Origin of the sequence: Sphingomonas lutea, assembly GCF_014396785.1 — a bacterium.
Taxonomy (GTDB): Bacteria; Pseudomonadota; Alphaproteobacteria; order Sphingomonadales; family Sphingomonadaceae; genus Sphingomicrobium; species Sphingomicrobium luteum.
On record NZ_CP060718.1, the window covers coordinates 1,585,298 to 1,604,254 of the forward strand.

Consider the following 18,957-nt stretch of genomic DNA (forward strand, 5'->3'; position numbering starts at 1 on the left):
CAACGGCTTTCAGGCGACCGGTTCGTCCTTCTTGACGCCGGCGGCGGCGGCCACTTCGGCGGCGAAGTCATCCTGCTTCTTCTCGATGCCTTCACCGAGCTGGAAGCGGACGAACTGCGCCAGCGTGATTGCGGTGCCGGCGTCCTTGGCGGCCTGCGCCACGACGTCGGACACCGGGGTCTTGCCGTCCATCACGAACAGCTGCGACAGCAGAGCATTCTCCTTGCGGAACTTGCCCAAGCCCCCTTCGACCATCTTTTCGATGATGTTCTGCGGCTTGCCGCTGTCCTTGGCCTTTTCCATCGCCACTGAACGTTCGCGTTCGATCAGCGCCGGATCCAGGTCGTCGGCGTTGAGCGCAAGCGGGTTGGCGGCCGCGACATGCATCGCGATCTGCTTGCCGAGCGCGGTCAGCGTGTCCGCCGGGGCATCGCTCTCAAGCGCGACGAGAACGCCGATCTTGCCGAGGCCCGGTGCGACCTGATTGTGGACGTAGGGTACGATGACACCCTGGTTCACGTCGAGGATCGCCGCGCGGCGCAGCGACTGGTTCTCGCCGATCTTGGAGATGTTGTCGGTCAGCTTTTCAGTGACGGTGCCGCCATCGGGATAAGCGGCGTTGCCGAGCGCTTCGATGTCCGTGCCGTGCGCAAGCGACAGCTTGGCAACGTTGCGCACGAAATCCTGGAAAAGCTCGTTCTTGGCGACGAAGTCGGTTTCCGAATTGACTTCGATCACCGCGCCGCGATTGCCCTCGACGACCACGCCGACCAGACCCTCGGCGGCGGTGCGGCCGGCCTTCTTGGCCGCGGCGGACAAGCCCTTCGCGCGCAACCAGTCGATCGCGGCTTCCATATCGCCATTGGTTTCGGCCAGTGCCTTCTTGCAGTCCATCATGCCGGCGCCGGTGCGCTCGCGCAGTTCCTTCACGGAAGCAGCCGTGATCTCAGCCATGTCTTGTTCCTTTCGCTCCCCTCCCGCCTGGGGGAGGGGTTGGGGGAGGGAATGTTGAAGTGGAGAGCCCGGTTGACCAGGCCCTCCTGGCCCCTCCCGCGAGCGGGAGGGGAATCGTTCAAGCCTCGAGCGCGGCCTCGACCGGCGGCTCGGCCATCGAGCCGATATCCTGGCCACGCGCCTGCGCATTGCCGCTGCGGCCTTCGCTCGCCGCCTGCGCCACCGAATCCGCATAGAGGCGGATGGCGCGGCTGGCATCGTCGTTGCCCGGCACCGGGAAAGCGATGCCGTTCGGGTCGCTGTTCGAATCGAGGATTGCGACGACCGGAATGCCAAGCACGTTGGCTTCCTTGATCGCCAGCTCTTCCTTGTTGGTGTCGACGACGAACATGACGTCGGGCAGGCCGCCCATGTCGCGGATGCCGCCAAGGCTCTTTTCAAGCTTGTCGCGCTCGCGCGTCAGCTGAAGCACTTCCTTCTTGGTCAGGCCGGCGGTGTCGCCCGAAAGCTGCTCCTCAAGGCTCTTGAGGCGCTTGATCGAGTTGGAAATCGTCTTCCAGTTGGTCAGCATGCCGCCGAGCCAGCGGTGATTGACGAAATGCTGGCCCGACGCACGCGCCGCTTCGGCGATCGCGTCCTGCGCCTGGCGCTTGGTGCCGACGAACAGCACCTTGCCGCCGCGCGCGACGGTCTGCGACACGAAGTCGAGCGCGCGCGCGAACAGCGGCACGGACTGCGACAGGTCGATGATGTGGACGCCATTGCGGTCGCCGAAGATGTACGGCTTCATCCGCGGGTTCCAGCGGTGGGTCTGGTGGCCGAAATGTGCGCCGGCCTCAAGCAATTGCTGCATCGTGACGACGGTGGTCGCCATAGGGATCGTCTCCTTCCGGTTATGCCTTGATGGAGCCGAATGACCAGCCTTGCGGCTAGCACCGGTATGGTAGCTCCATCTGCGGGATGCCGGCGCCCCTAGCCCAGCGCGGGTTACTTTTCAAGCGCTCGCGGAAGGCTTGACATAGGAGAACAAAGCAGGAACATTATCTTGCCTAGGCAAGGCGCCTGCTCCGTGTTGGAACGAAACGGGTCCATATGGGTTAGGCGCTCTCAAGAAGGAACCAAGCAATGCTCGCAGCTCTGGCCACTCTTGTTTTTCTCTCGACCCTCTGGCTCCTCGCCGTCCTCGTCGCGACGGTGCTCGAACATAGCGGCGGCAAGATTGCCGCGGCGTTCAAGGGACAGCTTGGCAGGTCGATCGCCCAGCCGGCGCCTTATGCGCGGCTCCGGGTCAGGTCGCGGTTGCCGCAGCCGATGCGCGCTCGCCCGCGGTGGCGCGACGCCGCTTGACGCGGGCATAGCTCGCCAACGCAACGGGGATTAGCGCAAGATAGAGCGCGGACACCGCCAATAAGGTAATCCACGGCTCGTTGATGAGCGCGGTGCCGAGCAGCGCCACGCCCGCAAGCGCGAACAAGCGCCAGCTCTTGCGGATCCGGAACACGGTCCAGCTGAAGGTCGGAAGGCTCGAAATCATCAGCGCGGCAATGAACAGTGTCCAGGGCATGACCAATTGCCACTGCCGGAACAGGTCGTCGCCGGTAATCAGCCACAGATAAATCGGGACGAAGGCCAGGCCTGCGCCCGCGGGTGCGGGAACTCCCGTATTGAAGCCGGCGGTCTTGTGCGGCTGCTCCTCTGCGTCGATCCGCGAATTGTACCGCGCCAGGCGAAGCGCGCAGCACACCGCGAGTGCCAACGACACGGTCCACCCGAATTTCGGTGCATGCTGCAACGACCAAATAAAGACGATCAGCGCGGGCGCAGTCCCGAAGGCGATATTGTCGCTGAGTGAATCGAGTTCCGCGCCGAACTTGCTCTGCGCGCGCAGCAGCCGGGCGACGCGGCCGTCAAATCCGTCGAGCACGCCGGCAAGCACGATCGCGCCCATCGCCAATTCCCATTCACCGGCAAAACCGAAGCGAATGCCAGTCAGGCCGAAGCACAGCGCAAGCGCGGTAATGGCGTTGGGAACGAACGCGCGAAAGGCAATCCCGCGCCCTTCGTCCGCCGCTTTCACTGGCTCGTCCCGACCAGCTCGGGATCGACGCCGATTTCCCCGATCACGGTCTCACCGGCGATCGAGCGCTGGCCAAGCATCACGCGCGGCCCGGTCCCGGCGGGGAGGAAGACATCGACGCGGCTGCCGAACCGGATCAGGCCGATGCGCTGCCCAGCCTCGACCTGGTCGCCTTCGCGCACGAAGGCGAGGATCCGCCGCGCGATCAGGCCCGCGATCTGGGTGATGGCAATGCTTGCGCCATTGCTGCCCTCGATCAGGAAATATTGCCGCTCATTATCCTCGCTCGCCTTGTCGAGGTCGGCGTTGACGAACTTGCCGGGGACATAGGCCATGCGCCGGACGCGTCCCGAAATCGGTGCGCGGTTAATGTGGACGTCGAACACACTCATGAAGATTGACACGCGCGTATACTGGCCGTCGGCCATGCCGTCCGTGCCGCTCAGCTCGCGCGGCGGCGGCACCTTGGTGATCATGGTGATCAAGCCGTCGGCCGGCGCGATGACCAGTTTGTCACTGCGCGGGGTGGTGCGCACCGGATCGCGGAAGAAAGCCGCGACCCAGATCGTCACCGCAAGCAGGATGACGGTGAGGAATTCCCACCCGACCAGATAGGTCAGAAGCGTGATGAACGCGGCGCCGACCACGAACTTGCGCCCCTCCGGATGAACCGAGGGGAAGCACCATTTGACGTTGGTGGTGAGCGGGCCGTCGGGCTTTTCGAGTGCGGGCATGGCGTCGCTTTAGGGCGGCCCCGCGACGCGCACAACGGCGCGGTTGCCTGCCCTGCGCCCGCATCCTAATGCCCCGCCAACATCTGAAAGCGCAGGAACAGGCATGTCCAAGATCAAGGTGAAGAACCCCGTCGTCGAGCTCGACGGCGACGAAATGACCCGCATCATCTGGCAATGGATTCGCGAACGGCTGATCCAGCCCTATCTCGATGTCGAGTTGCTCTACTTCGATCTGTCGGTCGAAAATCGCGACGCCACCGATGACCAGGTCACGATCGACGCGGCCAATGCGATCAAGCAGCACGGCGTCGGCGTCAAATGCGCGACGATCACGCCCGACGAGGCGCGGGTCGAGGAATTCGGCCTCAAGAAGATGTGGAAATCGCCGAACGGGACGATCCGCAACATCCTCAACGGCGTCGTCTTTCGCGAACCGATCGTCATCGCCAACGTGCCGCGCCTGATCCCCGGCTGGACCGACCCGATCGTGGTCGGCCGCCATGCGTTCGGCGACCAGTATAAGGCGACCGATTTCAAAGTGCCGGGCAAGGGCAAGCTGACGATGCGCTGGCAGGGCGAGGACGGCCAGGTGATCGAGGAGGAAGTGTTCGACTTCCCCGACGCCGGGGTTGCCATGGGCATGTACAACCTCGACGAATCGATCCGCGCCTTTGCGCGAGCCAGCTTCAACTACGGCCTCAATCGCGGCTGGCCGGTCTATCTGTCGACCAAGAACACCATCCTCAAAGCTTATGACGGCCGGTTCAAGGATATCTTCGAGGAAATTTTCGAAAGCGAATTCAAGGATAAGTTCGCCGAAGCGAAGATCGAATATCAGCATCGACTAATCGATGACATGGTCGCCTCCGCGCTCAAGTGGAGCGGCAAGTTCATCTGGGCGTGCAAGAATTACGATGGCGACGTCCAGTCCGACCTGGTGGCGCAGGGCTTCGGCAGCCTTGGCCTGATGACCTCGGTGCTGATGACTCCCGACGGCAAGACGATCGAAGCCGAAGCCGCGCACGGCACGGTCACGCGCCACTATCGCATGCACCAGCAGGGCAAGGCGACCTCGACCAACCCGATCGCGTCGATTTTCGCCTGGACGCGCGGCCTCATCTACCGCGGCCAGTTCGACGGCACGCCCGAGGTCGTGCGCTTCGCCGAAACGCTCGAGCGCGTGTGCGTCGAGACCGTTGAAGGCGGTCAGATGACCAAGGATCTCGCGATCCTCGTCGGGCCCGACCAGGCGTGGATGACGACCGAGCAATTCTTCGAAGCAATCGTCCAGAACCTCGAGACCGCGATGGCCGAGGAAGGCGTGGCCGCCTAGGCCGCCGGCGAGCGCACCTGCTCGCGGCGGATGCCGAGGCCGATGATTCGGCCGGGGATCCGGCGCAGCAATGGAAAGCGGTCGAGCAAGCGGACGAGGCGCGGGGCGCGCACGGTTCCGCCGCTCAGCACCGGTCCGATGATCCGATCCTGCGCGGCGACCTGGCCCGCCTGGATGATCCGCGTCGGCAGCAGGCGGCGTTGCTGCACCTGGTGCAGGAGCGGGTCGACGTTTTCGCCCGCGGCCATTGGCGCGGCGAGGATGTTGGCCGCCGCAACCGCGTCCTGGATCGCAAGGTTGATACCAATCCCACCGATCGGGCTCATCGCGTGGGCGGCATCGCCGATCGCCAGCAAGCCGGGACGCGACCATTGCCGCAGCCGATCGACCGCGACGCTCAGCAATTTGACGTCTTCGTCGCGCTCCAGGAAGGCGCCTTCAAAGCGCAGATCGGGGAAAGCGCCCTCGACCTCGCCGCGCAGCCACCCCAACCCCTTGGCGCGAACTGCGGCTTCCTCGCCCTTGCCGATGACGAACGCCGCCTGCCAATAATCGTCGCGGTCGATCAGCACGACGATCCGCCCGGGATTGACCGATCCGCGCAAGGCATCGCCGCCGTCATCGGTCTTGGGAAGCTTGAACCACAGGACGTCGATTGGGGCGCCAAGCGTTTCCATCGGCAGCATCCCGAGCCGGCGAACGAGCGATGCACGCCCATCCGCCGCGATCACCAGGCGCCCTGCCCGCTCCTCCCGTCCCGATGCGTAGCGCACGCCGGTGACTCGCCCGCCCTCCTCGACAAAGCCAATAACTGCTTCGTCCATCACTAGATCGAAGGCAGGAAAGCGCTCGGCTTCGTCACGCAGGAAATCGAGGAAGTCCCATTGCGGCATCATCGCGATGAACGGTGCCGGCGTCGACAAGTGCGAAAGGTCGCCGATCGTCCAGTCTCGCCCCTCGATCCGCAGCTGGGCTTTGTTCACGCGGTTATGCGGGCGCTGGAGAAATTTCCCCAACAGGCCAAGCTGGTCGAGGATTTCCATGGTCGACGGGTGGACGGTGTCGCCGCGGAAATCGCGGAAGAAGTCGGCGTGCTTTTCGACCACTTTGGTGGACACGCCGGCACGCGCGAACAGCAGGCCTGTCATCACGCCCGCCGGTCCGCCCCCGACGACAATCAGGTCCGCTTCGCGTTCTGACGTCATGACGCCACCGGCGATATCGCCGACGGCGCTGCTTGGGAATGGCGGCTAGCGCGCCTTGGTCAGCGCTTCCGCCTTGTGCGCGGCCTGCTTGCCCTCATTTGTCTCGACGAGATATTCGGGATTGTCCTTAGACGCCGCGACCTTGTGGCCCTTGATCATGCGCGGCGAGGTCAGTTTCTTGACCACTTTTCCGGTCGAGCCGCCGCCGCTCGATTTCCATTTGACCTTGTCGCCGACCTTGACCGATTTCGCCATCTTGCATCTCCTCGCGCGGTCAACGTTCGACGAGTGACAGGTGCCCCCGCGCCTGCTCTAAAGCCCGTAGCATGCATGGCGAATTCAGCACGTCGGGGTTCAGTGATGCGCTGGTGATCCTGGGCGCCGCGGGCCTCGTCATTCCTGCCTTCGCCCGCCTTCGCATCAGCCCGATCATCGGCTTCATCCTGATCGGCCTGCTGGTGGGGCCGTCGGCCCTCGGCTCGCTGTCGGGACAATATCCGTGGCTCAACTTCATCACCATCTCGAATCCCGAAGCGATCGCGCCGTTCGCCGAGCTGGGCATCGTCCTCCTCCTCTTCTCGATCGGGCTCGAGCTGTCGTTCCGGCGCTTGTGGTCAATGCGTCGCCTGGTGTTCGGGGTCGGCGCCGCAGAGCTGCTGGTGTCGGCGGCGATCATCGGCCTGGTGCTGTATTCGATGGGCCAGGGCACCGCCGGTGCGGTTGGCCTGGGCCTTGCGCTTGCCTTGTCCTCCACCGCGATCGTCATTCCCCTGGTGGGCACGCATACGCCGGTCGGCCGGTCGGCACTGGCGATGCTGCTGTTCGAAGACGTAGCCCTTGTTCCGATCGTCTTCGCCCTCGGCGCGATGTCGCCCGCGGCGGCGGATGCCGGCGTCGGATCCCTGCTGTGGACGATGCTGCTGGGTGGCATCGTATCAGTCGCGATGCTGTTTGCCGGTCGGCTGCTCCTGCCGCGGCTGTTCGCCCAGGCGGCACGCACCAAGAGCCCGGAGATGTTCTTGGCCGCTTGCCTGCTTGTCGTGATTGTTGCGAGCCTGGTCACGTCGGGCATCGGATTTTCGCCAATCCTCGGCGCGCTCATCGCCGGAATCGTGATCGCCGAGACCGAGTATCGCGGCGAAGTCGAAGTGATGACCGCGCCGATCCGCGGGCTTGGCCTCGGCATTTTCCTGATCACCGTCGGCATGAGCGTCGACCTGAGTTTCGTCGCCGCCAACTGGCAGAAGATTGCGTTGGCGCTGACCGCGGTCCTCGCCATCAAGGCCTTGGTCACCGCCATCCTCTTGAGGCTCGAGGGCGCGAAGGCGAGCGTCGCCGCGGAGACCGGCGTCCTCATGTCGTCACCGTCGGAAACCACGCTGATCGTCCTTGGGGCGGCGACCACGGCCGGGCTGATTGCCGCGGACACCGCGACCTTCTGGCAAATCGTCACCGCGCTTGGCCTGACCATCACCCCGCTGCTTGCCAAGCTCGGCCGCTTCGCCGGTCTCCGCGTGGCGGGCCATGAGCTTGCCGACCAGATGGACGCGACCATCGACAACGCCGCGCACGGGCAGGTCGTCATCCTCGGCTTCGGCCGGGTCGGGCGGATGGTCGCCGACATGATGGACGCCCATGCCAAGGATTATATGGCGATCGACGCGGATGCCGATGCGGTCGGGTCGGCGCGCAAGGAGGGTTATGACGTCATCTTCGGCGATGTCGCGCACCTCGAACTTCTCGACAAGCTTCGCGAGCGGGACCCCAGCGCCTTCATCCTGACCATGGACAATCCCGTGCTGGTGAAGCGCATCGCCCGCGACTTGCGGGACAGTTTTCCCGACCTGCCGATCATCGCCCGCGCCCGCGACGCCGAGCACGCTGCCGCTCTGTATCGCGCGGGGGTCACCGATGCCGTCCCCGAAGCCGTCGAAGCCTCGCTCCAGCTATCGGAGGCCGCGCTTGTCGATCTCGGCGTGGCGATGGGGCCGGTAATCGCCTCCATCCACGAAAAGCGCGACGAGTTGCGCGCCCAGATCAAGGCCGAGGCCGACCTTGAGGTCGCGCCCAGCCTGGGTCGGCGCCGCGCCCGCGATGGTCAGCCGTCGGCGGGCTCGTAGCGCAAGACGCCCGCGACACGGCTGCGGTGCTGCGGGTCGTCGGATGGGTGCCGCTCGCCGTCGAAGACGACGATTTCGCGAAAATCGAATGGCGACAGGCCATTGAGGCACGCGACGTTGATGCCGAACTGGTCGGGGTTCGATCGGCGCTTATGATGCGTGTATATGCCGCAGGTGCGGCAGAAATGATGCTCCGCCACGCCCGTGTTGAAACGATAGGTGGCGAGGTGATCGGCGCCCGCGAGCAGATGGAATCTGGCGATGCTGCCGGTTACCGCAACCGCGCCGCGCATGCGGCATAGACTGCAGGTGCAGCGGCGCGCCGAAGCGAGACCTTCAGGAAGCAGGACGGTGAAGCGGACGGCTCGGCAGTGGCAGGCGCCGTCGAGCGTGACAGGCGCGCGCGAGTCTGGGTCGATCACGCCGCCACTTTTTCCAGCGCGTCCTTGACCGCCGCAAGCGCTTCGCCGGCCTTGGTCCCATCGGGCCCGCCCCTTGCGCCATGTCGGGGCGGCCGCCGCCGCCCTGCCCGCCAAGCGCCGCCACCGCGACTTTGACCAGATCGACCGCGCTGACCTGACCGGCAAGATCGTCGGTGACGCCGACAGCCACGCTGGCGCGACCGTCGTTGACCGCAACGAGCGCCGCAATCCCGGTGCCAACGCGTTGCTTCATCGTATCAACGGTCGATCTCAAGTCCTTGGGGTTAAGCCCGTCTATGATTTGGCCGATAAACTTGTGCCCGCCGACGTCTTCGGGGCCGGATTCGTCTGCCTTCGCTGCGCCGCCGCCCATCGCCAGCGCCTTCTTGGCATCAGCAAGCTCGCGCTCGAGCCGGCGCCTGTCCTCGACCAGCGCGGCGACACGTACCGGCACTTCTTCGGGTGAACTCTTCAATGCGGCGGCCGCCTCGCGCAGCTTGTCATCGCGGTTGACGAGCCATGTCCGCGCCGCCTCCCCGGTCAGCGCCTCGATGCGCCGCACGCCCGAGGACACCGCACTTTCGGAGATGATCTTGAGCAACTGGATGTCGCCCAGCGCGCGTACGTGCGTGCCGCCGCACAATTCGACCGAATAATCGGCACCTGCGCCCCGGCCCATCGACAAGACGCGAACCTCATCGCCATATTTTTCCCCGAACAGCGCCATCGCGCCCGCTGCAATGGCCTCGTCGGGGGTCATGAGGCGCGTCGTCACCGGCTCGTTGCCGCGGATCTGCGCATTCACGTCGGCTTCGACCTCGGCGATTTCCTCGCGAGTGAGCGCCTTGGGGTGCGAGAAGTCGAAACGAAAATAATCGGGCGCAACCAGGCTGCCCTTTTGCGTGACATGAGTGCCAAGCCGGTGGCGTAGCGCGGCATGCAGCAGGTGGGTCGCACTATGGTTGGCGCGCGTGCGATCGCGACGCTCCGCATCGACCATCTGATGCACCGTTTCACCGATGGCGATCTCGCCCGCGGCGACCTTGGTGCGCAGCACGTGCAGCTTGCCCAGCGGCTTCGACGTGTCCTCGACTTCGCCCTGGAAGCCCTTGAGCGTGCTCAGCTTCCCACTGTCGCCCGTCTGCCCGCCGCTCTCGCCATAGAAAGGTGTCTGGTTGAGCAGCAGATCGACAGTATCACCCGCCGCAGCGCGGTCGACGCGCGCACCGCCCTTGACGATGGCGAGTACGACACCCTCGCCTTCGTCGCCCGAATAACCTGTGAACTCGGTCGCGCCATGCTCTTCGACCAGGTCGAACCAGATGTCGTCGCTGGCCTGTGCGCCCGATCCCTTCCACGCCGCGCGCGCCATTGCCTTCTGCTCGCCCATTGCCCGTTCGAAACCGGCATGATCGACCTTGAGGCCCTTTTCGATCAGCGCCTGCTCAGTCAGGTCGAGCGGGAAGCCGTAGGTGTCGTAAAGCTTGAACGCGGTCTCACCGGCGAGCGTGCCGCCCTCCTCGAGTCCCTCGGCCGCTTCGTCGAGAAGGCGCAAGCCCGTCGCTAGCGTCTGGCGGAAGCGCGTTTCTTCCTGCTGCAGAGTGGCCTCGATCAGCGGTTGCGCACGCACCAGTTCAGGATAGGCCGCCCCATTTCGGCGACGAGCGCGGGGACGAGGCGGTGCATCAAAGGCTCGCTCGCGCCCAGGAGGTGAGCGTGGCGCATTGCGCGCCGCATGATGCGGCGCAGAACGTAGCCGCGGCCTTCATTGGCCGGGAAGACGCCGTCGGCGACGAGAAAGCCCGACGTACGAAGGTGGTCGGCGATGATGCGGTGGCTGGCGGCACTCTCGCCATTATTGCTGGTCAGCGCCTGCGATGCCGAGATCAGCGCCTTGAAGGTGTCGGTTTCGTAATTGTCGGTGGTCCCCTGGAATACCGCCGCCACGCGCTCGAGGCCCATGCCGGTGTCGATGCTTTTCCTGGGCAGGTCGCTGACGATCTCGCCGCCGGCCTGCTCGAACTGCATGAAGACCAGGTTCCAGATCTCGGTGAAGCGATCGCCATCCTCGTCGGGGCTGCCGGGGGGGCCGCCCGGGACATGCTCGCCATGGTCGTAGAAGATTTCCGAGCAGGGTCCGCACGGCCCGTCATCGCCCATCGACCAGAAATTGTCCTTGGTCGGGATGCGGATAATGCGGCTTTCGGGCAGGCCCGCGATCTTCTTCCACAGGTCGAACGCCTCATCGTCGGTGTGATAGACCGTCGCGGTGAGACGATCGGGGCTGAGGCCCCACTCCTTCGTCAGCAAGGTCCACGCGAGCTCGATCGCGCGATCCTTGAAATAATCGCCGAACGAGAAATTGCCGAGCATTTCGAAGAATGTGTGGTGGCGCGCAGTGTAGCCGACATTGTCGAGGTCGTTGTGCTTGCCGCCCGCGCGCACGCATTTCTGGCTGCTCGTCGCCTGGCTGTAAGGCCGGCTTTCGAGCCCGGTGAAGACGTTCTTGAAGGGCACCATGCCGGCGTTGACGAACATCAACGTCGGGTCGTTGTGCGGGACGAGTGGCGCAGAGGGCACCCGCGCGTGGCCGTTCTTCTCGAAAAAATCGAGGAAGCCGCGGCGGATGTCATTGGTGGAGGTCATGAAGCGGATGTAAATCTTGTGCTGCACTGCGGCAAGGTGAGCCGCACGCCGCAGTTCATCGACGCGGGAGGCAATCTCGTCGAGTGATGCTATTCGTACTGGCGCGCACTGCCAGCATGATGCGGTTGGGGGAACGTGTCATGCTCATGGGTCGGTATCTTGCGGTTGCCTTGGCAATCTTTGGGGCAGCGGCGCAGGCGGCGCCGGCCAAATCGCCGACCGCGGCGCAGCTTGCCGATCGCACGTGGCAGACGCTCCCGACCGAAGCCTACAAGGGAAAGCGCGACGACATCCACTTTGCCGATGCCCGCACGGGTTTTTACGGCACTGGTGCCGGCGACCTGTTTCGCACCGATGACGGCGGGCGCAGCTGGACCAAGGTGTGGAGCCGCAAAGGCACCTTCATCCGCGCGCTTGGCTTCGTTGATGCCAAGCATGGCTTCATGGGCAATGTCGGCGACTATTACCCGGGCGTGACCGACCGCGTGCCGCTGTACGAGACGAAGGATGGCGGGGCGAGCTGGGCGCCGGTCGACCTAGGCGGCGTCATCGTTGAAGGCATTTGCGCGATCGACGTCCTTCGCATCCGCTCCATCTATCAGGGCGAGCTTCGCGACAGTGCGGTGATCCACGCGGCGGGTCGCGTCGGCGGGCCGGCCAAGCTGCTGCGCTCGGTCGATGGTGGCCGGACGTGGTCGTATCTCGATTTGTCGGCACATGCGGGCATGATTCTCGACGTCAAATTCATCGACGCGCGCACCGGCTTCGTCTTCGCCGGCAGCAATTCCGACATCAAGGACAGCGAAGCGTTGATCCTCAAGACCACCAACGGCGGCCGGACGTGGCGCCCGGTCTATCGATCGGGCCGCAAGCTGGAGAACAGCTGGAAGGGCAGCTTCGTCAATGCCCGCACCGGCTTTGCCACCGTGCAGACCTACGATCCCGAGCGCACGCAGCAGGTGATCGTGCGCACCACCAACGGCGGTGAAACGTGGCGCGAGCTGCCGCTGGTGAGCGACGCCAAGGCGCGCCAGTTCGGGATCGGCTTCGCGACCGAGCAGGTCGGCTGGGTGGGCACCGCGGCCGGGGGTTTCGAAACGCGCGACGGCGGCCGGACCTGGAAGCCTGCGCCGATCGCCAAGGCCGCGAACAAGATCCGCGTCAAGGCGGCCGACGGGACGCCGATGATCGTCGCCATCGGCACCGAGGTTCAGGCGCTGAGCACCCCCTCGACGCCCTGATCCCGGCCCGCTAGTCCGCCATCATGGCAGCGCGGACCGGACCGAGCATTCCCCGATACAAGCGCAAGCGGCAGCGGTCGTTGCCGCGGCGGCTTTTCGGCTGGCTGGTCAAATTGATCCTTATCTTCCTCATCGGATCGGTGATCTGGGTCCTCGCATATCGCTTCATCCCGCCGCCGATCACCGTCACCATGATCGGCGATGCCCTCGCCGGGCGGGGGGTCGAGAAAGACTGGATGAGCATCAACCAGATCGACCGTGATATGGTCCGGGCGGCGATCGCCGCCGAGGACAGCAAGTTCTGCCAGCACAATGGCTTCGACTGGGATTCGATCGCGGAGGCAGCACGACGCAATGCGTCGGGCGGGCGGATCCGCGGCGGGTCGACGATCAGCCAGCAGACCGCGAAGAACGCCTTTCTGTGGCAGGGCGGCGGCTACGCCCGCAAGGGACTGGAGGCATGGTTCACCTTCCTGATCGAAAATCTGTGGGGCAAGCGGCGGATCATGGAGGTCTATCTCAACCTCGCCGAAACCGGCATCGGCACCTATGGCGTCAACGCCGGATCGCAGCGTTACTTCGGCCATGACGCCAGCGCGATGAGCGCGACCGAAGCGGCGCGGATCGCGGCGGTGCTGCCGCTTCCCAAGAAGCGCGGGGCGGTTGCGCCCAAGGGCTTCACCCGTCGCTACGGCAGTACGATTGCGGCACGCATTGGCGTCGTCGCTCGCGACGGCCTCGATGGCTGCGTCTATCGTGGCACGACGGCGCCCGCCAACCGCACTGCGCCGAGCGTGACCAAGTCGTCGCGGCCCCTCCCCGGCGACGAATATGAAAGCACCAATCCGCCCCCGCCGGTCGACGATATCGATACGTCGGCACCGCCCGCGGCGACCGAGCCCGTGATCGAGGACACGCCGCTCCCCACGCCCGACAACGCCGTCGAACCGGCAATTGAAAGCGAGCCCCCACCCGTCCCCGAGGAAGAAACCGCGAACCGCCTTTGATCCGTTCGCGCGTGCTGCGGCGGGAAACAGCAGTGGGAACGCGGCGCTTGCCCCACCCGTTGTCGCAGCGATCTTCAGCAAGGAGAATTCGCATGGCGACGCGTACCCAAAATCGTTCCTCGAACCGCACGTCCAGCCGGTCCGGCGCCTCCCGCAGCACTGGTGACAAGAGCCGCTCGGAAAGTCGGAGCAGCAACAGCCGCAGCGCCTTTTCCTGGGGCGACAACGCCGGACCGCTGATCGGTGCGGCATTGGCCGGCGTAGTCATCGGGGTTGCAGCCAACTTCGGCCGCAAGGCGATCATGCAGGGCATGGAAGCCAGTGCAGGCGAATGGGACGAAATCCTCGCCACCGAGCATGAAATGGCGCTTGCCATCTTCGACAAGATGTTGGCGACGGACGAAAGCCAGACGTTCAAGCGCAAGATGCTTCTGATGAAGCTGACCCATGCGCTCGACAAGCATGCGCACCAGGAAGAAATGGTCGTTTATCCCGCGCTGCGCGAGGCCGGCATCCTGGTCGAGGCCGACCAGCTGGAAGCCGAGCATGGCGAGGTGAAGACGTTCCTCTACCGGCTCCAACAGATGGGCCCGGACGCGCCCAACTGGCTGGAAACGGTGCGCGAATTCCGCGCCGCTGTGTCGCAACACGCGCACATGGAAGAGGAACAGGTCTTCCCCAATTTCAAGAAGGACCTGAACGAGGAGCAGGATGCGCGCATCACCAGCCTCGTCAACCGTGACGGCTTCTGGATGACGTAAGAATTAGCCGACGAGGGCGAGCTTCGGCGGTTCCTGCACGGACAAGTCGACGTTCCCCTCGCCGGCGATGCGCTCGATCTTCAACGCCAGTTCGGCGTCGAGCGCGAAGTCGCGCCCGGCAAGAATATGCGCTTCGCCCCCCGTTGCGATGGACACGATGATTCGCACGCTCCCGTTGCCTCCTCGTGAGCCCGCCAGAATATCACCCAACGCCGGCGCTGCGCCCGCGTCGTTGAGGCGAACGGTCATGCGCAACCGCGTCGATTTTGCGAGGCCTTCGAGCGGCTGGATACGCTTGATCGTGACGCGCGGCGCCTCGTCCCCGGCGCGGCGATCCAGCTCGCAGCTTAAAAGGCCGCACGCCCCGGAGCGCGCCGCCGCTTCCAGCGCCGCACAGACGTCATCGTCGAACGCGGTTGCGAGGAACTGCCCCGACGGGTCGCTTGCGGTGACCATCATGTAGCGCCGGCCCCGCGCCGACGTGCGCCACCGCGCATCTTCGATCAGCGCCGCCATGCATGCGCCCGCCCGCTCCCCTTCGGCAATGCGCACTTCGCCCAATTCGGCGAAGGTCCGAACCTTGTGCGCGGCAAGCAGATGCTTGTGCGCGTCGACTGGGTGCGCGGAAAAATAGAAGCCGAAGGATTCGCGCTCCGCCGCCATTCGCTGCGCCAGCGTCCATGCCGCGTCGCGCGGCAAGCGGATCGGCGCCAATTCCTCGCTTGCGCCCCCAAACAGTGCCGCCTGCCCGCTCTCGCGCTGCTCGTGCGCACTGGTGGCGTGGGCAAGGATCGTCTCGGCCGCCGTGAACACTACAGGGCGGTTGGGGTTGATCGAATCGAACGCGCCCGCCCCGGCAAGACTTTCGAGCTGCCGGCGGTTGAGCAGCCGCGGGTCGACCCGCGCGGCAAAATCCTCGAGGCTTCGGAACGGTCCCTTGCGCGCCCGCTCCTCGACCAGTGCATCCATCGCCTTTTCGCCAACGCCCTTGAGTGCGCCCAGCGCATAGCGCACGCTGTTTCCCTCTGGGCCGTCCTCGACGGTGAAATGGGCGTGGCTGGCGTTAATGTCGGGCCGCAGGCAATCGGTGCCGCCGCGGCGCATGTCCTCCGTGAACAGCGCCAGCTTGTCGGTCGTCGCTGTGTCGAAGCTCATCGAGGCCGCATAGAATTCGGCGCGGTGATGTGCCTTCAGCCACGCGGTCTGATAGGCAACAAGCGCGTAGGCCGCGGCATGGCTCTTGTTGAACCCGTAGCCGGCGAACTTATCGATCAAGTCGAACAGCTCGTTCGCCTTGGCCGGCGGGATATTGTTGTGCGTGCCGCAGCCCTCAACAAAGCTCGCGCGCTGGGCGTCCATCTCCGCCTTGATCTTCTTGCCCATCGCGCGACGTAGCAGATCGGCACTGCCGAGCGAGTATCCGGCGAGGATCTGCGCCGCCTGCATCACCTGTTCTTGATAGACGAAGATGCCGTAGGTTTCGGCCAAAATGCCTTCGAGTAAGGGGTGCGGATATTCGATCGTCGCACGCCCATTCTTACGGTCGCCAAACATGCCGATATTGTCCATCGGGCCCGGCCGGTAGAGCGCAACGAGCGCGATGATGTCGCCGAACGCAGTGGGTCGGACGGAAGCAAGCGTGCGCCGCATCCCTTCGGATTCCAGCTGGAACACGCCGACCGTGTCGCCGCGCTGAAGCAATTCATAAACCGCCGGATCGTCCCAGGGCAGCGTCGCGAAATCGACCTCGACCCCCTGCTCGGCGAGCAGGCGCTTGCCTTCCTGGAGCACCGACAGAGTCTTGAGACCGAGGAAGTCGAACTTCACCAGCCCGGCCGCCTCGACATATTTCATGTCGAACTGAGTCACCGGCATGTCGGAGCGCGGGTCGCGGTAGAGCGGCACGAGCTCGTCGAGCGGGCGGTCGCCGATCACCACCCCCGCCGCGTGGGTCGAGCTGTGGCGCGGCAGGCCCTCCAGCTTCATGGCCAGGTCGAACAGGCGTTTGACGTCGCGCGCGTCGCGATATTCGTTGCGCAGCTCGGGCACTTCCTTGAGCGCACGGTCGAGCGTCCACGGATCGGTCGGATGGTTGGGGACGAGCTTGGCGAGCCGGTCGACGTGGCCATAGCTCATCTGCAGCACGCGGCCGGTATCCTTGAGCACCGCGCGGGCCTTCAAGCGCCCGAAGGTGATGATCTGCGCGACGCGGTCACGGCCGTATTTCTGCTGGACGTAAGCGATCACCTTGTCGCGATGCGTTTCGCAGAAATCGATGTCGAAGTCGGGCATCGACACGCGTTCGGGGTTGAGGAAGCGTTCGAACAGCAGGCCCAGCGCCAGCGGATCGAGGTCGGTGATGGTCAGCGCCCAGGCGACGACCGAGCCCGCGCCGGACCCGCGGCCGGGCCCGACGGGAATGTCGTTGGCCTTGGCCCATTTGATGAAGTCGGCGACGATCAGGAAGTAGCCGGCAAAGCCCATGCCGATGATCACGTCGAGCTCGAAATCGAGCCGCTCGGCATAGCCCGCGCGCTCTTCCATCGGGCGACCGGCTAGGCGCGCCTCGAGACCCGCGTGGGCATCGCGGCGCAGCTGCTCGTCCTCGTCATCGCCGAGCCGCGGAAGGATCGGCTTGCGCTTGGGCGCGGCGACCGCGCACCGCTTGGCGATGACCGCGGTGTTGGCGAGGGCCTCGGGAAGATCGGCGAACAACTCGCCCATCAATATGCCATCCTTCAGCCATGCGTCAGGCGAAGAGGTGATGCGCTCGGCACTTTCGACATAGGCCGAATGGGCGATGCACAGCATGGCGTCGTGCGCGGCGTGGAAGGTTTGGTCCGCATAGGCCGCCGGGTTGGTCGCGACGATCGGCAGGTCTCGCGCATAAGCCAGGTCGATCAAGGCCGCCTCGGCCGCATCCTCGATCGGATCGTTACGGCGCACGATTTCGATGTACAGGCGGCCGGCGAACATCTGCTGCAGCCGGTCGAGATAATGCTCCGCCTGCGCTCGCTGCCCATCCGCAAGCAGCCGCGCGAGCGCACCTTCATTGCCGGCGGTCAACGCGATCAGCCCCTCCGACAATCGCTCCAGCATCTCCAGCGGGACATGCGGCACTTGCTCGAGCGGCCGATCGAGATGGGCCGCGGAGACCAGCTTGGCGAGGTTGGCATAGCCGGTTTCGTCCTTCGCCAGCAGGATAAGCCAGTCGATCGCGCCGACGCCGCCGAGGTCCTCGGGGCGGGCAATCGCGAGGGTCGCGCCGATGATCGGCTGGACTCCCTTGGCAACGCAGGCGTCCCCAAACGGCATTGCACCATAAAGGCCGTTGCGGTCGGTCAGTGCGATGGCGGGAAAGCCGAGCGCAGCGGCGCGCTCGGCGACGGTCTTTGGCTCCATCGCGCCTTCGAGCATGGAATAAGACGACAGGACTCGAAGCGGGACGTACGGCGCGGTCACGCCGACGTTATGCGCATTCGGCGGGCCTCTTGGAAGGATGCGCCGGCACTTATCCCCAGCTTAGCGGGGCTGCCAGCGGCCCGACATGATGTCGCTGATTTCGCGCATCCGCCCGCGATACGCGTCGGCGATGCACGAATCGGATCGGCAGGAATCGCGATAGGACAGGAAGCGGCCGCGCGTTTGCTGAAGTAGCGCCCGCTCCTCGCCGTCGGCCCGCGACATCGCGCCGTTGAACTGCGCCGCCATCTGGCGGTCGAGCGAGGCCAACCCCGCGTCGGAGCAGACGGCGGTCTCGCCGCGCGTGCGAGCGTTGGCGCAATTGAAACTGGGCCGCGCCTGACCCTGGCGCACCGGCGCGGGCTCGGTCGGGCCGGGCTCGATCACCGTCTCGGGCGGCTGTGGCGCGAGAGGGTCGTTTGATGCCGGCGGCGGCGGCGCATCGGGCGTGGGCAAGCTCGCCGTATCCTCGACGCGCGCAAGCGTGGCCAGCGGCGTGACGATGGCGTCGGCATTGCGCAGCAGGACGACGGTACCGCTGCCATCGGCGGCGGGCTGAACGCTATAATCCACGTCCGCGCTGAGCGACCGCCGTCCGCCGATCACCGCCAGGCCGGGCGGGAGATCGAGCGACAGCGAGCCCGAGCAATTGACCGCGCCGCTAGAATCGTCCTCGCTCTCCATGACCGGATTTTCCATGCGGATGACGGCGGAGGCTGAAATGCGATCGAAGGCCGACTGGTCGCTTTCCCGGGTCTGCGCCGCACGGCGAAAGAGATCGCGCTTGATGAGATCGTAGGTGGCTTTGCTGGCGCAGCGCTGCTCCGCGCTGGCTTGCGGCGCGCCGGCCGTTTCGTTGCCCGTCAGCTTGTCCTGGTCGGCGCTGCGATTGGCGCTGAACGCCCAGAACAGGAGCAGCAGGATGACGATGCCGCCAAGCGCCAGCACGGTGGGGTTGATGCGCCGCATGGGCCGCTGAACGTCCGCCTCGCGCT

The 18,957-nt window shown here is 65.2% G+C and carries 13 protein-coding genes and 2 pseudogenes; 5 read left to right on the forward strand and 10 right to left on the reverse strand.

All coding sequences use genetic code 11. The features are described 5' to 3' along the window. Positions 1-9: 9 nt before the first annotated feature. The 4 genes from tsf to H9L13_RS08185 form a co-directional block, all read right to left on the reverse strand. Positions 10-954, reverse strand: a complete 945-nt coding sequence (gene tsf, locus H9L13_RS08170; protein ID WP_187537260.1) for a translation elongation factor Ts — start codon at positions 952-954, stop codon at positions 10-12. Between the two features lie 118 nt (positions 955-1,072). Beyond that, a complete protein-coding gene (rpsB, locus tag H9L13_RS08175) occupies positions 1,073-1,828 on the reverse strand; it encodes a 30S ribosomal protein S2 (protein ID WP_187537261.1) in 756 nt (251 codons plus the stop codon). A gap of 414 nt (positions 1,829-2,242) precedes the next feature. Next, positions 2,243-3,031 (reverse strand): CDP-alcohol phosphatidyltransferase family protein, encoded by a 789-nt coding sequence (locus H9L13_RS08180; RefSeq protein WP_187537262.1) that lies wholly within the window; start codon positions 3,029-3,031, stop codon positions 2,243-2,245. Then, entirely contained in the window at positions 3,028-3,765 is a 738-nt protein-coding gene (locus tag H9L13_RS08185; protein ID WP_187537263.1) for a phosphatidylserine decarboxylase, read from the reverse strand. The genes H9L13_RS08180 and H9L13_RS08185 overlap by 4 nt, the downstream gene beginning before the upstream one ends. 103 nt (positions 3,766-3,868) lie before the next feature. Between H9L13_RS08185 and H9L13_RS08190 the strand changes: the two genes are divergently transcribed. Next, positions 3,869-5,098, forward strand: coding sequence for an NADP-dependent isocitrate dehydrogenase (locus H9L13_RS08190; protein ID WP_187537264.1), 1,230 nt, complete (start codon positions 3,869-3,871; stop codon positions 5,096-5,098). Here the strand turns inward: H9L13_RS08190 and H9L13_RS08195 are convergent. Beyond that, positions 5,095-6,303: an FAD-dependent oxidoreductase gene (locus tag H9L13_RS08195; RefSeq protein ID WP_187537265.1), complete on the reverse strand. Its 1,209-nt coding sequence runs from the start codon at positions 6,301-6,303 to the stop codon at positions 5,095-5,097. The genes H9L13_RS08190 and H9L13_RS08195 overlap by 4 nt on opposite strands. 45 nt (positions 6,304-6,348) lie before the next feature. Beyond that, complete coding sequence (locus H9L13_RS08200; RefSeq protein WP_187537266.1) at positions 6,349-6,558, reverse strand: hypervirulence associated TUDOR domain-containing protein; 210 nt, start codon at positions 6,556-6,558, stop codon at positions 6,349-6,351. 71 nt (positions 6,559-6,629) lie between these two features. On the opposite strand from H9L13_RS08200, the gene H9L13_RS08205 reads away from it, so the two are divergent. Then, complete coding sequence (locus H9L13_RS08205) at positions 6,630-8,423, forward strand: cation:proton antiporter domain-containing protein (protein WP_187537267.1); 1,794 nt, start codon at positions 6,630-6,632, stop codon at positions 8,421-8,423. Here H9L13_RS08205 and H9L13_RS08210 read toward each other — a convergent pair. Together H9L13_RS08210 and alaS are read right to left on the reverse strand one after the other, a co-directional pair. Further along, complete coding sequence (locus H9L13_RS08210) at positions 8,402-8,845, reverse strand: GFA family protein (RefSeq protein WP_235090799.1); 444 nt, start codon at positions 8,843-8,845, stop codon at positions 8,402-8,404. The two genes, H9L13_RS08205 and H9L13_RS08210, sit on opposite strands and share 22 nt — an antisense overlap. Continuing rightward, positions 8,842-11,491, reverse strand: a pseudogene (gene alaS, locus H9L13_RS08215) (alanine--tRNA ligase). Before alaS ends, H9L13_RS08210 begins: the two are co-directional and overlap by 4 nt. 140 nt (positions 11,492-11,631) lie before the next feature. Here alaS and H9L13_RS08220 point away from each other — a divergent pair. From H9L13_RS08220 to H9L13_RS08230, 3 genes and pseudogenes are all read left to right on the forward strand, one after another. Continuing rightward, positions 11,632-12,732 carry a WD40/YVTN/BNR-like repeat-containing protein gene (locus tag H9L13_RS08220; RefSeq protein ID WP_187537268.1) on the forward strand — a complete coding sequence of 367 codons (1,101 nt, stop codon included), beginning with the start codon at positions 11,632-11,634 and terminating at the stop codon, positions 12,730-12,732. 23 nt (positions 12,733-12,755) lie between these two features. Further along, a pseudogene (mtgA, locus tag H9L13_RS08225) lies at positions 12,756-13,484 on the forward strand (monofunctional biosynthetic peptidoglycan transglycosylase); the annotation flags it as partial. A 347-nt stretch (positions 13,485-13,831) separates the two neighbouring features. Then, complete coding sequence (locus tag H9L13_RS08230; protein ID WP_187537270.1) at positions 13,832-14,500, forward strand: hemerythrin domain-containing protein; 669 nt, start codon at positions 13,832-13,834, stop codon at positions 14,498-14,500. A gap of 3 nt (positions 14,501-14,503) precedes the next feature. Here the strand turns inward: H9L13_RS08230 and dnaE are convergent, their stop codons facing one another. Next, positions 14,504-17,917: a DNA polymerase III subunit alpha gene (gene dnaE, locus H9L13_RS08235; protein WP_187540263.1), complete on the reverse strand. Its 3,414-nt coding sequence runs from the start codon at positions 17,915-17,917 to the stop codon at positions 14,504-14,506. 105 nt (positions 17,918-18,022) lie between these two features. Next, on the reverse strand, positions 18,023-18,931 hold the full coding sequence (locus tag H9L13_RS08240) for a lysozyme inhibitor LprI family protein (protein WP_187537271.1): 909 nt from the start codon (positions 18,929-18,931) through the stop codon (positions 18,023-18,025). Positions 18,932-18,957 lie beyond the last annotated feature (26 nt).

What these genes read in the sequence shown, in the direction of transcription:
- tsf (WP_187537260.1), bottom strand. Translation starts at nt 954, where the DNA reads ATGGCTGAGATCACGGCTGCTTCCGTGAAGGAACTGCGCGAGCGCACC.
- rpsB (WP_187537261.1), bottom strand. Translation starts at nt 1,828, where the DNA reads ATGGCGACCACCGTCGTCACGATGCAGCAATTGCTTGAGGCCGGCGCA.
- H9L13_RS08185 (WP_187537263.1), bottom strand. Translation starts at nt 3,765, where the DNA reads ATGCCCGCACTCGAAAAGCCCGACGGCCCGCTCACCACCAACGTCAAA.
- H9L13_RS08190 (WP_187537264.1), top strand. Translation starts at nt 3,869, where the DNA reads ATGTCCAAGATCAAGGTGAAGAACCCCGTCGTCGAGCTCGACGGCGAC.
- H9L13_RS08195 (WP_187537265.1), bottom strand. Translation starts at nt 6,303, where the DNA reads ATGACGTCAGAACGCGAAGCGGACCTGATTGTCGTCGGGGGCGGACCG.
- H9L13_RS08200 (WP_187537266.1), bottom strand. Translation starts at nt 6,558, where the DNA reads ATGGCGAAATCGGTCAAGGTCGGCGACAAGGTCAAATGGAAATCGAGC.
- H9L13_RS08205 (WP_187537267.1), top strand. Translation starts at nt 6,630, where the DNA reads ATGCATGGCGAATTCAGCACGTCGGGGTTCAGTGATGCGCTGGTGATC.
- H9L13_RS08220 (WP_187537268.1), top strand. Translation starts at nt 11,632, where the DNA reads ATGCTCATGGGTCGGTATCTTGCGGTTGCCTTGGCAATCTTTGGGGCA.
- H9L13_RS08230 (WP_187537270.1), top strand. Translation starts at nt 13,832, where the DNA reads ATGGCGACGCGTACCCAAAATCGTTCCTCGAACCGCACGTCCAGCCGG.
- dnaE (WP_187540263.1), bottom strand. Translation starts at nt 17,917, where the DNA reads ATGCTCGAAGGCGCGATGGAGCCAAAGACCGTCGCCGAGCGCGCCGCT.
- H9L13_RS08240 (WP_187537271.1), bottom strand. Translation starts at nt 18,931, where the DNA reads ATGCGGCGCATCAACCCCACCGTGCTGGCGCTTGGCGGCATCGTCATC.